This window comes from Methanosarcina acetivorans C2A (assembly GCF_000007345.1).
Classification (GTDB): domain Archaea; phylum Halobacteriota; class Methanosarcinia; order Methanosarcinales; family Methanosarcinaceae; genus Methanosarcina; species Methanosarcina acetivorans.
Genome location: NC_003552.1, coordinates 3,855,563 through 3,869,613, shown reverse-complemented (window position 1 = coordinate 3,869,613; position 14,051 = coordinate 3,855,563). Strand labels below are relative to the sequence as shown.

The following is a 14,051-nucleotide window of genomic DNA, read 5'->3' as shown; positions in this document are numbered from 1 at the left end:
GAAATATGGCGGAACAAATTGAAATTTCCCAGGCAGTTTTCGAAGACGCAATTCAAATCCTGGCCCTTCAGAAACTGGCATACCAGAGCGAGGCTCGGATTTACAATGACTGGACCATACCTCCTTTGCTGCAGACCGTCGAAGAGATCCGGGACGAATTCGCTACCCATAAGTTCCTTAAAGCCGTCAGCGAAAGTTCAATTATAGGATCCGTACGAACTCGTGTAATGGATAACACTTGCCATATAGGCAGGCTGATTGTGCACCCTGAATGGCAGAACCTGGGGATAGGCACTCGTTTGGTGACAGAGGTTGAACTTATGCACCGGGATGTAGCCCGATTTGAACTCTTCACCGGATCGAATAGTATCAGAAATCTTCACCTCTATCATAAATTGGGGTATAAGGAGTTCAGACGGGAGCCGCTGGGCAGCAAAGTTGAACTTGTATATTTGGAGAAGATAGTGATTGGAAAAAAGAAAAGTATCGGATATAAAAATCTTTGATTTTTAATAGCCGCTATAACCGGAGCAGTGGCGCGATACCCGTTACTTACAGCCGGGTGCGCCACAACAACTTTGATTTTGATTTGTTATTTCTATCTCTATGACTTTTGAAAACTCAGATCGATTTCTCCCAGCCCTGTCCCATATCAACGAGAGGTCTCAGCTCAATAATCTCGAAGGTGGCAGTTGCGTATATCATCTTTCCTGCCTCCTCCCCGGCCATTTTTGCGATCTCGTTTCTGATCATGTCAAGCATCTCGCCCGACGTTGCAGATTCTTTCAACTTCATATAAACCCTGATCCCTTTCCAGCTCATAATATCTGCTCCCGGCTCCATTATCAGGAACATTGCGTAAGGGTTTTCCTGAAGGTTTGCAAACGTGCGGTTATTACCTGTTGCAACTACAACGGTCTTTTCATCGGTCATTTGAGGTGATCCGAAAACAGCCGAATCTACCTTTCCGTCTTTACTCGCTGTGCTGAGAACCCCAATCCTCGGTTGCTTGTTAAAGTAGTCCATCAGTTTTGACGTCATATTTAATCCCCTTTCATAAACTTATTTTTCTCGCCCTTCCCCTGAAAAACTGAGTGAGCAGGCTGCCTGGTCATAAAGTACTGCCCGGAAAAGAGCTTTCTCAGATATGCAGGCTGCGATAAATATGAGTCGTGAGTATGTTTAAAACTTCGCCTGACGGAGGGTGAGAAGTCCATTCTGAATTCAATGGGGGATTTTTCTATCTCAGAATATTCATTTGAGATTTTTCCGAACATCTTATAAAATAAATTAATATAGATTCAGACTTATGTTTTTTTATATATTGGGTAAAGATCATGTTTCCATAACACTTGGAACAGTATTTCCATTTACGATTCCACTGATATTTTCAGATAACTCGCAACCGGTATACGCTTTCTGTGTACTTGTGGCTGCGATCATAGGCTCGTTGACACCTGATGCAGACAGTGGCGGAAAGCCCAAATTACACTATGATTTCAAAATCGTTTATGATATCATGGTTCCTCTTCATAAGCTGATAGTTTTTTCTTTCAGTTTCTTCAATTTAAAAGAAAAAATGAATCTTGAATACGTTGTAGAGGAACAGCATAGAGGCGTAATGCATTCTCCTATTGGAATTTTAATAAGCTCCTTTGTACTCACTTTGTTGACGACAACAGTTGGCTATTTCATTTACCATGGAATAAATGCTACTCTTATAGGTTTCTTGTTTTTAGGTTTAATATCTGGGCAATTCTTACACCTATTCGAAGATTCCTGCACGGTTTCCGGGATCAGATAGTTATTTCCGTTTGGAACCGGCGAATTAAAAGGTAGTATTTACACAGGTAACAAAATCGAGGGAAAAAAGATATCAGGTTTTTTTATACAGAACTTCTCTATTGTTTTTCTCTGCAATATTGTTGATACTTCATTCACTGAAAGTTATAAATGTAAATGACTCGAGCATTTACCTCATTATTTTTGGAGTTATTGTGATAATATGGGGTTTGATATTTCTTACCGCAAAGATAGATAATAACAGTCTATGGATGCAGGACGCTGAAAAGGTAAGGGAATTAGAGAGAGCAATAGAGAGAATTGGAAAGCAAGATGCTGTACGAAAAAGAAGGAATCTTGGAAATAAAAGATTGTGAGATCTAAATGAGATTGAGCTAGGATCTAAAAAAAATAAAGAAAAAGTGTTTTCCAGTAGAGTTCACACTGTCGAATTCTATGTGGCTCAGCTAAAAAATATAGGCATTGAAAATGTGATGCTGATGCGCTGAGGAAAGAGCGAAATTGAACCTGTTTTCCTTTCGAAAAACGAAATTCAAACAATAGATAAGGTCTCAAAAAAATTAAATGCCAATAGGACGAAGCCTTAAAGATTCTTATTTACGGAGATTAGAACTATTTCCTAAGGATCGGAAAAGGGGATAGGAGACGTGAAGAATATACTCCGGAAGGTCATTTTTGATCAACTTATTTATTTCTAAATTTATTTATCCTGCATAATAACTATTAATAGGACTTACGCACTTGAGTACAAAATCAAGCACATTCGGCGTTGTGACTTGGTTATTGTTTTATACCGTTGAAGGTTTAATGCCATTGATTTCTCGGTTCAACCGCGTAAGTCCTATATTAATTCGAATTCTAATTTCTAACCTAACTTTTTAATTTAAATAGTGATGCAAACTCAATGAACAAAATAATCTAGTTAGATGTTATCTACAAGTTAATTAATTGTATATGGGAAAATATGTCAAGAGAAAGTTACCCCAATTATTCAGATTGTAAGTATATGGAACAAAAATCATTCCTTGATTTTTGTAAAGATAATCTCGTTAAAATACCAGATTATCAATTAGATTATTTTGAAAAAGAAAAGTTAATCTATCCGATAAAGAGGAAAATTGTACCTGAGGAATATGCCATACTCCAGCAACAGGGAGAAGGTGATCAGAGCGTTATAAAGCGTATAAATGTCGAGCATCTACCCTTGATAAAACTAGAGGATGAATATTTTAAATTTCGAAATAATATTGGGGATACAATAACTCATCCTTTTGATAAAGTCAATGAAGAGTGGCAAAAATATTTGATAAACCCAAATGAGATTGATGAGTGGGAAAACTATGAAGTAAACTACATTGACGCTGATGGGAAATCTTGGAAGACATCGAAAGCTGAAAACTTCTATTCTTACTGGCAGATATATGATATTGATTCCATCAATGAGTTTAGAAAAAGGTTTCTTCAAATAAAATTAGATACAGAGACGAATAAATACTACTTGACATCAGGCAGTGAAAACGTAGAACGGTATAAATCGAAAAGAGAAAACATAGTAAAAATGTCGGCTTTTGAATGTCATCGTCGTTTTCTTTGTGACTTCATTGAATCCTATTATAGGATCAAGAGAATAGTGTATAGGCAATCAGCCGAGTATCTCACAGAAGATGAAGTAAATACTTTTAATGAGAAGATTACTGAAATGTCAAGACATATTCTGGATAAAAATGATATTTCAATAGATGAACTGTATAAATTTTTAAATAAACTTTGTAATCTTTATTTTGAGTATGGAAGTAAAGAAAAAAATAGGCTTCAAAAGCTTGTAAAATCTGATATCTGGCATACTGTCGAATTAATCTCTTATGTAAATGGAGAATCATGGCAAGATATAGCTTTAAAAATCGATAACATTACCCGTTTTGGTATTTATATCTACACAAAAGAACCTAAGAACGTGTTAGAAGCGATTTTTCCTTATGAAAGCAAAGAAATTAAAGAAAAAGCGATGTATCATCTTGATATTAGGTTAAAAAAATACAATGAAAATGTTCTCACAGATTATGAATTGAATAACAATGATCTTGATAATTTTATATTATTTTTAGAAAATAATGGTTTGTCTCACTTTTTAATTTTTGTAGTAGATGCTAATGAAGAGTATTTCAAATATACCTATAAGTCAAGAAGAAACATTATTTTTCTTCTTAGGAATCTAGGTATATTTGTTGAAGAAATTACCAAGATGATTAGTTTAAGTAGCAATAATTCTGGGATTGAGAATCAATCCAGCTTAAAAAACATTCTTAAAACAATATGTGGCGAAGAAGTTTGGTGGGGTAAATATTATGATTCTAAATTAGGGGGTATTAATGACAAAAACGTGGAATCCAGAATTAATGAGCAGTTAAACAAGTTAAATTCTTCCGGACAAGATGATTTTATTTTGATAAATCTGTCGATTTCTACGATACTTAGGAATTACTATGCACACAATTCTGGTCAAAAAGTGTACTTTGTGAAAGAATATAAAAGACTCCTTAGTTGTCTAATCAACTCAATTTTCATAATTTGGGCTTTAGGAAGGAAAAAAATTTAAGTCACTAAAGATATTTTTCGTTTTTTGACCGACGCCCTCTTCATGTCTCAGGTTTTAAAAACTTATATCCGGGTTCCCGGAATGGAGGAAATGAAAGAAAAAGAGGTAGGGGTCGGGGAGAAAGGAAAGGGGATAAAAAGAGGAGAATGTGTATAGTTGCTGAAAGGCCTTTTAGATTAATTCACAAATTAAATAACCAAAACAAAGTAGAAGTGGATCACTTCAGAAGCACAATTTTTGTATCTCCTGTATTATTAATTCAGCCCTGTTCTTTAAAAACCTGCCATAATTGTCCACTTTTCAGTGGCTGTTGGAATAATTCTTATACTATTTATTATTTTTACTTATCTAATGACATCAAATCTCCTGACCGACCTGCTGATTATTTTTGGCCTTTCTATTCCTGTAGTTTATATTTTTTTCAGGTTGAAGATATCTCCGCTGGTGGGTTTCTTGATTGCTGGCATCCTTGCGGGGCCGTATGGGCTTGGACTGATTCAGGAGACTGAGCATATCGAGGTTATGTCGGAAATTGGGGTCATCTTACTGCTCTTTACTATAGGAATAGAATTTTCCCTGCGCGAGCTCCTGAAAATAAAACGGATCGTACTCCTGGGAGGAGGGCTGCAGATGTCTATTACGACTGTTGTTGTTTCTTTCCTTTTATGGAGACTTGGCTATTCTCCCGAAACTGCCGTTTTCATGGGGCTTATCGTGGCGCTCAGCAGTACGGCTATTGTCCTTAAATTACTGCAGGAGAAGGGAGAGATTTACAGCGCTCACGGGAGAATCGCACTCGGGATACTTATCTTCCAGGACATAGCTGCGGTCTTGATAATTATCCTTGCTCCGCTGCTTGCAGGAGAGGCAGTGGTCGGAAGCGATCTCCTAGATCTTTTGTTCAGGGGGATAGGGCTTGTTCTGCTCACGCTTGTAAGTGCGCGTTACGTGGTCCCTTTTGTCTTATTCCATGTGGCAAAAACACGCAACAATGAGCTTTTCCTGCTGAGCATAGTGGTAATAGGGCTTGCTATTGCCTGGCTAACTTCCGTAGCCGGGCTTTCTCCTGCACTCGGGGCTTTTCTGGCAGGGCTTATCATTTCCGAGTCCGAGTATGCTGCCCAGGCGCTCGGGACGGTTATTCCTTTCAAGGACATGTTCATGAGCATCTTTTTTATTTCCACAGGGATGATGCTGAACCTTGGCCAGATGTCAACGCACCTGTCCCTGATTCTTACGGCTACGGTCCTGGTTCTTGTCCTGAAAACCTCGGTAAATGCTTTGACCACTTTTTTCATAGGTTTTCCCCTGCATACCATGCTCCTGGTCGGTTTTTCCCTGGCTCAGGTCGGAGAATTTTCTCTGGTCACTGCGCAGGTGGGTTTCGAAAACGGAATCTTTTCCGAGACAATCTACCAGGAGTTTCTTGCCGTTACCGTGCTTTCGATGGTATTAACTCCTTTTATCACGGATCTGGGATATTATTCTGCAGTTTCCAGCCAGCAACTTTCCCTTCCCGGAATTTTGACAACCAACCGCTACAGTCTGCAGGATGAAGGACAGGAAAAAAAGCTTGAGAACCACCTGATTGTAATAGGCTACGGAGTCAGTGGAAGAAATGTAGGAATTGCCGCTCAAAAAGCTTCTATCCCATATATGGTAATCGAGATCAATCCGGAGACTGTCAGGCGGGAAAAACTGAATGGAATAGACATTATTTATGGGGACGCCGCCCAAAAAGCCGTGCTCGAACACGCAGGAATTAAAAATGCCAGATCAATTGTAATAACTGCAGGCAATCCTGTAAGTACCTGGCAAATCATTGAAGTGGCTAAAAGGCTGAATCCTGACATTCATATTATTGCAAGGACTCATTTCCTGGACACAATTGACAGCTTTTATGCTCTCGGAGCTGATGAGGTTATTTCGGATGAATTTGAGTGCTCCATAGAGCTTTTCTCCAGGGTCCTGAACAAGTACATGGTCCCGGTTAAAGAGATTGAAACCATGAACACTCAACTTCGGGCTGATCATTATAGGATGCTGCGCGGGCCTGAAATACAAAGGAAAAGCGTCTCTGCGACGTCTCTTGACTTTTCCGATGTGGAGATCAAGAGCATAAGAGTCGAAAAACACTCCGAAGCTGCAGGAAAAACTCTTGGTGATCTTGATCTCCGAAAAAAGTACGGAGTTACCGTTCTTGCAATTTCCAGAAATCACAGGCTTATGTATGATCTGAGGGCTGAGACGGAACTTAATCCGGATGATATCCTGCTCGTAATCAGTCCTCCAGAACAACTTGAGGAAATTAGGGAACTTTTTGAAAATGGTGCATAACAATACCTTTTTCCTTATTAAGAGTGCTTTCAAAGAAAACGGCTTCAAAAGTTTCACTCCTGGGTTAAGAGGATGCGGGAGAGGAAGAAACGGAAGTTGGGGTCAAGAAACAGGAAGTGGGAGAGGGTAGTAGAAGGGAGAGAGTAGTAGAAGGGAGAGGGTAGACGAAAGAGGATGAGGGCGGAAGAAGTTTTTAGATTAATATTGATTCGGTAAGGGAAATATTTTTTTCCCAGGCTCCGTAGGGTGTGTTTAAAAAAACAATAGAAAAGTACTTAATTGATTTTCGGTTACAGTAATTTCCCAGGTGAAAATTTGAAGTTATTTTTTAACCATTCCTGAAAAAATGAAAAAAATAAGTTACGCTTTTTCGGAGGGGGGCCCCAAGTAAATTATATGAAGTTCCTCGGCGACGTCCTCAGCGCTATTGTATTGTCTGTCCGGAAGCATGCCAAATCCCCGCATTATGTCCGGGATTGCTCCGCTCTTCCTTGCTTGCTCAATAATGTCGTTTCTGTTTACAGGGTAGGCTATATCGTTTAATATTTCCTGAGTTTCCATCGGAAGTTCTGTAATAAATTTGCTTTTACTCTCAGTTCCCATGATATTCCCCCTTTACTTTTGTTCAGTCTCCTTTAAGTTTCCCTTTTTACAGGGAAAATCGATACTTTTTAGAGCTTTCTGAAGGGAGCCGAACTTTTTTGTTAGCATGAATATCAATGATGATTTACTATTTAATCATTAACATGCTCTTTTTAAAATATGTTAATAATTAACACTTTTTGTTAATTTAGTACCGACTTTCTGAGAGAAGGAAGAAAGGAAGAAAAAGAGGTAGGGGTCGGGAAAAGGAAAGGGAAGGGAAGAGAAGAGAAAAGAAAAGAGGAGAAAGATAATAAATTGTGCAAAAGTTGGAAGGTTTGTGAGCTTCTTTTTGACCTCCCGGTATGAGAAATATCGTTTTTCCAGACTTCGCAGAGTACTTTTCAAAAAGCAATAGAAAGAGGATTGTTTTTAAAAAGCAATAGAAAGAGGATTGTTTTTAAAAAGCAATAGAAGAGGATCGTTTTTAAAAAATAAATAGAAAAGGATTGAATTGGTCATCGGTTACTAAAAAAATGAAAAAATTAGTTACGCTTGGGCGGGGACCCCCATGTAAATTATATGAAGTTCCTCGGCAACATCTTCAGCGCTGTTGTATTGCCTGTCCGGAAGCATGCCAAATCCCCGCATTATGTCCGGGATTGCTCCGCTCTTCCTTGCTTGCCCAATAATGTCGCTCCTGTTTACGGGATAGGTTATATTGTTTAATATCTTCTGAGTTTCCACAGGGAGTTCTGTAATAAATCTGCTTTTACTCTCAGTTTCCATAATATTCCCCCTTACTTTTGTTAGTCTCCTTAAATTCCCTGGCGACATCTTCAGCGTTTGTATACTCCTTTTCCGGAGATTATTGCTATTTCACAGATGTCAACCATAACGTTACTATCCTTCGCACTTAACAATATCTTCCTGCTTTGCAGGAAAATCGATACTTGTTAAAGCTTTCTGAAGGACACCTAACTTTTTTGTTAGTATTACTAACATTGATGATCTACTATTTAAATGTTAACATGTTTCTATAAAAGTATATTAAAAATTAACACGTTCTTGTAATTTTGTATCAATATCCCTGATGATGAGGAACGGAAGAAAAAGAGAAAAACGAGGCAGGGACGAGGAAAGAGAAGCGAGAGAAAATGGAGTAAGGGGGGATAAGGGAGTGGAAGGTTTGCGGGTTTCTTCTATCGGTTCGGGATAAAAAGTATCCGTTAATTTAGAGATTGGTGCAAGAATGAAGGGTGAATCAATTCTGGATCTCGTTTTTTAATCTTTTTTCCAAGATCTGTATACCAGGCGCAGTTCAACATCAATACAGTATTTAATTTTTGCGAATTAGAGTATATACTGAATCCTTCTTTTTTCAGAAAAATAGTTCTATTAAAAAAATTATTTATGCATAAAAAGTCAAGGTTTACTGGGGGAAACTGACTGTAATATTTAATTTTCAGACCCTTCGTTTCTCCCGTTTGTGACTGAAAACTATATCGAATCCGGTTCTCCCCTTAGATCTAAACATTGTATGTATTTATCTAGAGATGCACTTCTCATCATCCAAAAAGTTTTTTAATAAGTACGTTATTCTATTACATGGACCAGTTTCAAAACTGAATACTCTCCACCTTCCTTAAATATTCTCCGCCTTTTTTTATTGAAACTGGTCTTATTTTCAATATCTCAAGGTTACTTTCAGCCAGTTTGACGACTTCTTATATGTTTAGGATCTTTTTAACTCTTTAAAAATAAGGTGGTTATTTAATACAGTTTTTTAAAATCCGGTTGTGGTGTTATCAAGCTCAGCTGCAGTATTTTTCTCAGAGCTTAAAAAACAGGGCAACTATGTATGACGTTAAAGCTTTACAGAGGATACAATTTTTCCTGAAAATCAATTCCGTATCTCAAAAAACGCTTTCAGATCCTCTTCTACACTTCAAGCTCTTTTTTCATACTGAATACTTTTTTCTTCAAAAGAACTTTTAACTCACAAATCCATTAATTATTTATATTTCGTTATTTTGAGTTTAAACGCGACATATACTTTTTGTTTGTATCCTCGAAAAGATATCTTCTAATAAGTTTCATGAATGAAGCGAACGAGTATATAAATAAAAAAGAGTCTTGAAACCCAAAATTTTCAGGTTCAGATCTTCTTTACATTCATATTGATTGAAACTTCTGCGATATCGGCGCTATATTCGGCTACCCTGCGCAGGCTCTCCAGAATCATACTGAGTGCAATATCAAGTGTACTTCCATCACCCCGGGACTCCAGGGAAACTCCAAACTGGGAAACATTTTTGGCATCCACAACAATTTTATTGATAGCCTGCAGGTCGTCTTCTGCCATTGAGTCTATTGAACTTTCAAAAACCTTTCGGGAGAGTTCAGCCATTTTAAAGATGGGGTCATCAACGCTTATTCCGGTATCCATTTTCAAGACATTTGAAGCTATCTTGACCGCATGATCTCCTACGCGTTCGATACTCTTTATAATAAGCCTGTATCCCAGGCAATCTTTTGAACTTCGAATCCCTATTTTTTCGGCTAGTTCTACATCATCAAGTGAAGCCTTGAGCTGGCGGACAGCAAGCAGATAAAAGCGATCGACATCATCGTCTCTCTGGATCACGTCCTCTGCAATTTCCATATTGTGGTTGCGAAGAGATGTCATGGAGTCCAGAAGCATGGAAAGCACAAGTCCGTACATGTTTTTGATTACTCTTCCAAGGGGAAGGTCAGTGTAATTAAGTAAACACAAAAAGACAAGTTCATTCCTTGATTCTTCCACAAGTTCGAGGCCTATTAATTTCTGACGCACTGAATCTTTGATAAATTTGCGGTCATAGGCACTGAAACCTTTGCTGGTGGTCAGTTTGAGAGAATCATAACCCGCAAGATAATGAGATATAATAATTCTGAGGTTGTTTTCTGCACTTTCGGTGTGGAGATAATCTATAGATGCCTTAAGGACAGAGCGTTCTTTCGGGAGCACACTTGAGGAAACCAGCAGGGTTTTGTTAGGCATGGATGTAAGGTTCAGTGTGTCTCCAGGTTTAAGCCCTATATCCCGGACCCATTTTATGGGAAGAGACACTATATAGGTAGAATTTCCGGTAAACTGAATTTTTCTTCTATCTTTGGTAATAGATAATCCTCCTGAAGAGGCTCTAATGATTTTAGTATGATCTATATAGACAAGGGCTATATATAAGGTTAACTCTTAGTGTTGTTTTAAATATCTAAAGTTCTTCGTTGTCTATAATCTTTTACGCCGAGAATTTTAAAATAAATCTGGAAGTAATGACTAATTAGCGAATGGTTAACACGTTAAAAGAATATATGAGCGCATACCTGTGTGAGATCTCAAAGTGTACCTTGGGATATGAATTTCAGATATGCGATCAGATTCACGTTAAATAATACCTTTTAGTTTTAAATAGTACTATTTAGAATACCTTCAAAAGATATATAAGTCATGTCTAGTAAGTATGTGTAGGTCAGATCAGCCTCTGATCTCTAAGGATATGAATTGTGGCTTGGCGAGTATAAGTTTGAATGTGAAAACCATATCAACCAATCTACCGACTGTCTTTCTAGGCCTTAATCATAAGTCCTCCCGCAGGCCTGGAAAACCTACTTTTGGTGTCTACTGTAGAACTCTGGATTTTGATATGGTTTCACAGGCAAACTTTGTATTTATGTTCATGAATTACTTTTGAATTTCAACTAAACACAGTTTTACATACCAATTATGGGGCAACTCTTTGTCAGGTTTACCTAAAAATCACTCTTTAGTTCTGGGTAGTACTATTTAGAATACCTTCAAAAGATATATATAAGTTCGCGTCTACTGGTTAAGTGTAGGCCAGATCCGTGGCCTCCACATATGAATCTCGGAATTAAGTGGCTTGGTGAGTATAAGTCTAAAGCGCAAAAACATAAATCCTTACACACTGTCTCTCTGGGCTGCAGGTATAGCTCCCCTTCAGCCTAGAACCTATTTTTTGATGCTTACTGTATAACTTTGGATTTTGATATAATTCCACAGGTAAATCTGTACTTATGATCGCGAATGGTTTCACGAATTCTTATCGTATAACTTCTCAAGAATAACCTAAAAACAGCTTACAGGAAAAGGCATAATGCTGATTTGTTATCATATGCGGTAGTGGTTTAATGACATCAAATAAAAGATCGAAAGAAAAGAAAAAAATTCTATTTCTGTGCACCCACAACTCAGCCAGGTCCCAGATGGCTGAAGGTCTTTTGAGGGCTATTTACGGAGATCGATACGAGGCTTACAGTGCTGGCGTCAAAGCCACAACTGTTAATCCTCACGCTGTTCAGGTCATGAAGGAAATTGGCATCGATATCTCCGGTCAGTACTCTAAAACCCCCAAAGAATTTCAGGATACAATTTTTGACATGGCGGTCACGGTCTGCGATAGGGCTAAAGTGTCCTGTCCTATCTGCAGCACGAATCTGGAACTTCCGACTGAAGCTCCCAGAGCAAGAGAAGTAATTCACAAAAGTTTTGAGGACCCTGCTGCAGCTATGGGATCAGAGGAAGAGCAGCTCAAGGTATTCCGCCGGATCAGAGATGAGATAAAAGACTGGATTTCCCAGACATTTGGGAAATGATGTCAGGGATTTGGCAGCATTGCCTGGCATTTCCTGTTTAAGTATGGCAGGATAAGGGGGACTTCACCAGCATTACCGGTGTTTTGTCTTTTTTCATAAGCATGAGGTTACTTCGTTCGGCACGGATTCGTGAGGGAAGCTATGGAAATTATCCAATTAGAGAAGCATGTGAGTGTTTAAAGGCAATTAATAGAGGTTAAATAAAAATCGTATGATGAGTCTTCTGGCTCAATGGGTCAAAGCCACTCATTTTGTTGGCATCGAAGTCTGCAACAAGTGAAGTTGAAGTGACAGTTATCAACATGTCTTTTGTGGCTGTATGCCCTTTGCCATCACCAACGTTAAGACAACATCGTAACCCTCTGCCCTGGTGAGAACATAGGATGGGTTCTGTTCTGTGGATTTTCCGGAATTGTCTCCGTAGTCCCATTCATAGGTAGTTGCATCGGTTGATGGTAGTTGCATCGGCTGATAAATCTGTGAAAGCTACGGACAACAATGCAACGCCATCTGTGAGGTTAGCTTCGAAGTTTGCTGCAAGAATAACAGGTGTTTCATTGACAGCAGATGTCTTATTAGATGCCGGTATCTCGGTAATGGTTATGGTTATCTCTTTTGTGTCTCCACCTGCAGGACTGTCAGGGTTTGTTACTGTCTGAATAACGTGATAGGTTCCGGGGGTACTATAGATGTGTGAATTGTTTCTATCGCCTCTTGAGCCTTCACTGCTAACCTGAATAGTTATAAATGTTCTATATTGAAAATTGTGAGCAAGAAATATTTTGAATATATAAGGAAATCATGAATCTTAAGAATCGCTGCCTATTTATCAGATCCATAAGGAAAATAACTATTTAGTTAAAGTCATTACTCTATAGAATACTCACAAAAAACATATATACTACTATGTTCATTACTACATCTTGTAGGTCAGTGTAGGTCAGATCCGTAACTGCACTAAATTGGGTTTCGAATAAAACGGTTTAATGCGGTTGTGTGTCTGGATGTGAGAGCTTGTCGACTTTTGAATAGGCCGTTTTTCCAGGCTGCAGGAATCTACTCCCCTGCAGCTAATAAGATCAATTTCGGTTTTTACCATATGTTGACACGAGATTTGTTTTCAAACCTGTGTATTGGACGTTTCATACGTTTCCAGATATAATACGTTTTCATACATTCAGTCTAGTTTTATAAAATAAGACAGTGTAGCCTTCTGTATTCAGATTCAGGATTTAATTCAGCCCAGCATAAGACACATAACAATATAAAATATGAAATCCCCGAAAACAATAGCAGTAATAAATCCCGCTGTAATTGAGAGCATAAAAGGCAGGCCAGGGGTAACCCAGACATCTTTTCCAATAAGCCCTTTTTTCATATATTCTTCAAGTTCAGGTTTTTGATTCGCATCAAAATCAAGGCCTGTCCTTGCAAACCTTTTCATGATACTTCCATGTTCGTCGACTTCAAATTTCTCGAGCAGGGCAAGATATTCTTTGTTTTTCAGGGAAGAGATCTCCGTCCTGTACCCGATGAGCATGTAAAGGGGTTTTTTCAGCATTTCAGGGGAGAAATGAAGGAGGTTGTAACAGAACATTCCGAGAGGGATAAGAGCTGTCAGCAGGAGCGCATTTCCCAGGACTGTTAAGGTAAAAAGCCCTATCAGAGGTCTTCCTAACAGGGGATAGGCCTCTCCCGAGAACTGGAAGATAGGGTACAGTGGGAAAAGGATGGAAAGCACTAGAAGTCCTTTTGCGTCCCCGCCCCCGAAAGCCCCAAGGTGGAAGAGGATATAAACGGAAATAAAAACTACCACTCCAGAAAGGAACAGAGCTTTGAGATAGGGGGTCCCACCAGTAAATAGTTCATAAATTACGAACACCGAACCTGACACCAGCATGTATTTCCAGACCCCGTTTGAGACCCTGCGGGCTTTCAGGTCGGAATAGCACGAGTAGAGCAGAAAGGCCATTGCAAAGAGTATTTTGAGAATTTCAATCATGAAGAACACGTTTAAAATGTTTTTATGAATATTACTCATCTTATTTACGGGCATGCCGAAAAACCCCCGAGG

The 14,051-nt window shown here is 38.6% G+C and carries 13 protein-coding genes; 7 read left to right on the top strand and 6 right to left on the bottom strand.

The window, feature by feature from the left end; genetic code table 11:
* Window positions 1-5 precede the first annotated feature (5 nt).
* On the top strand, window positions 6-506 hold the full coding sequence (locus MA_RS16290; RefSeq protein ID WP_011023053.1) for a GNAT family N-acetyltransferase: 501 nt from the start codon (window positions 6-8) through the stop codon (window positions 504-506).
* A gap of 115 nt (window positions 507-621) precedes the next feature.
* Here MA_RS16290 and MA_RS16285 read toward each other — a convergent pair whose 3' ends face one another.
* Window positions 622-1,041, bottom strand: a complete 420-nt coding sequence (locus MA_RS16285) for a pyridoxamine 5'-phosphate oxidase family protein (protein WP_011023052.1) — start codon at window positions 1,039-1,041, stop codon at window positions 622-624.
* 283 nt (window positions 1,042-1,324) lie between these two features.
* Between MA_RS16285 and MA_RS16275 the strand changes: the two genes are divergently transcribed.
* From MA_RS16275 to MA_RS16260, 5 genes are all read left to right on the top strand, one after another.
* Window positions 1,325-1,804, top strand: coding sequence for a metal-dependent hydrolase (locus tag MA_RS16275; RefSeq protein WP_157860286.1), 480 nt, complete (start codon window positions 1,325-1,327; stop codon window positions 1,802-1,804).
* A 100-nt stretch (window positions 1,805-1,904) separates the two neighbouring features.
* Window positions 1,905-2,159, top strand: a complete 255-nt coding sequence (locus MA_RS16270; protein ID WP_011023049.1) for a hypothetical protein — start codon at window positions 1,905-1,907, stop codon at window positions 2,157-2,159.
* Window positions 2,160-2,809: 650 nt separating this feature from the next.
* Window positions 2,810-4,399, top strand: a complete 1,590-nt coding sequence (locus tag MA_RS16265; RefSeq protein ID WP_048065614.1) for a hypothetical protein — start codon at window positions 2,810-2,812, stop codon at window positions 4,397-4,399.
* 24 nt (window positions 4,400-4,423) lie between these two features.
* On the top strand, window positions 4,424-4,555 hold the full coding sequence (locus MA_RS29495; protein ID WP_281085521.1) for a hypothetical protein: 132 nt from the start codon (window positions 4,424-4,426) through the stop codon (window positions 4,553-4,555).
* A 195-nt stretch (window positions 4,556-4,750) separates the two neighbouring features.
* Complete coding sequence (locus MA_RS16260) at window positions 4,751-6,736, top strand: cation:proton antiporter (protein WP_011023047.1); 1,986 nt, start codon at window positions 4,751-4,753, stop codon at window positions 6,734-6,736.
* Between the two features lie 360 nt (window positions 6,737-7,096).
* Here the strand turns inward: MA_RS16260 and MA_RS16255 are convergent, their stop codons facing one another.
* The 3 genes from MA_RS16255 to MA_RS16245 form a co-directional block, all read right to left on the bottom strand.
* Complete coding sequence (locus MA_RS16255; protein ID WP_011023046.1) at window positions 7,097-7,339, bottom strand: DUF2795 domain-containing protein; 243 nt, start codon at window positions 7,337-7,339, stop codon at window positions 7,097-7,099.
* A 528-nt stretch (window positions 7,340-7,867) separates the two neighbouring features.
* Window positions 7,868-8,107: a DUF2795 domain-containing protein gene (locus MA_RS16250; RefSeq protein ID WP_048065613.1), complete on the bottom strand. Its 240-nt coding sequence runs from the start codon at window positions 8,105-8,107 to the stop codon at window positions 7,868-7,870.
* 1,369 nt (window positions 8,108-9,476) lie between these two features.
* On the bottom strand, window positions 9,477-10,481 hold the full coding sequence (locus tag MA_RS16245; protein WP_011023043.1) for a phosphate signaling complex PhoU family protein: 1,005 nt from the start codon (window positions 10,479-10,481) through the stop codon (window positions 9,477-9,479).
* A gap of 1,031 nt (window positions 10,482-11,512) precedes the next feature.
* Between MA_RS16245 and MA_RS16240 the strand changes: the two genes are divergently transcribed.
* Window positions 11,513-11,977 (top strand): arsenate reductase ArsC, encoded by a 465-nt coding sequence (locus tag MA_RS16240; RefSeq protein WP_011023042.1) that lies wholly within the window; start codon window positions 11,513-11,515, stop codon window positions 11,975-11,977.
* Window positions 11,978-12,274: 297 nt separating this feature from the next.
* Here the strand turns inward: MA_RS16240 and MA_RS27315 are convergent, their stop codons facing one another.
* Both MA_RS27315 and MA_RS16230 read right to left on the bottom strand, forming a co-directional pair.
* Complete coding sequence (locus MA_RS27315; RefSeq protein WP_157860285.1) at window positions 12,275-12,442, bottom strand: PKD domain-containing protein; 168 nt, start codon at window positions 12,440-12,442, stop codon at window positions 12,275-12,277.
* Between the two features lie 772 nt (window positions 12,443-13,214).
* Entirely contained in the window at window positions 13,215-14,033 is an 819-nt protein-coding gene (locus tag MA_RS16230) for an A24 family peptidase C-terminal domain-containing protein (protein WP_011023041.1), read from the bottom strand.
* Window positions 14,034-14,051 lie beyond the last annotated feature (18 nt).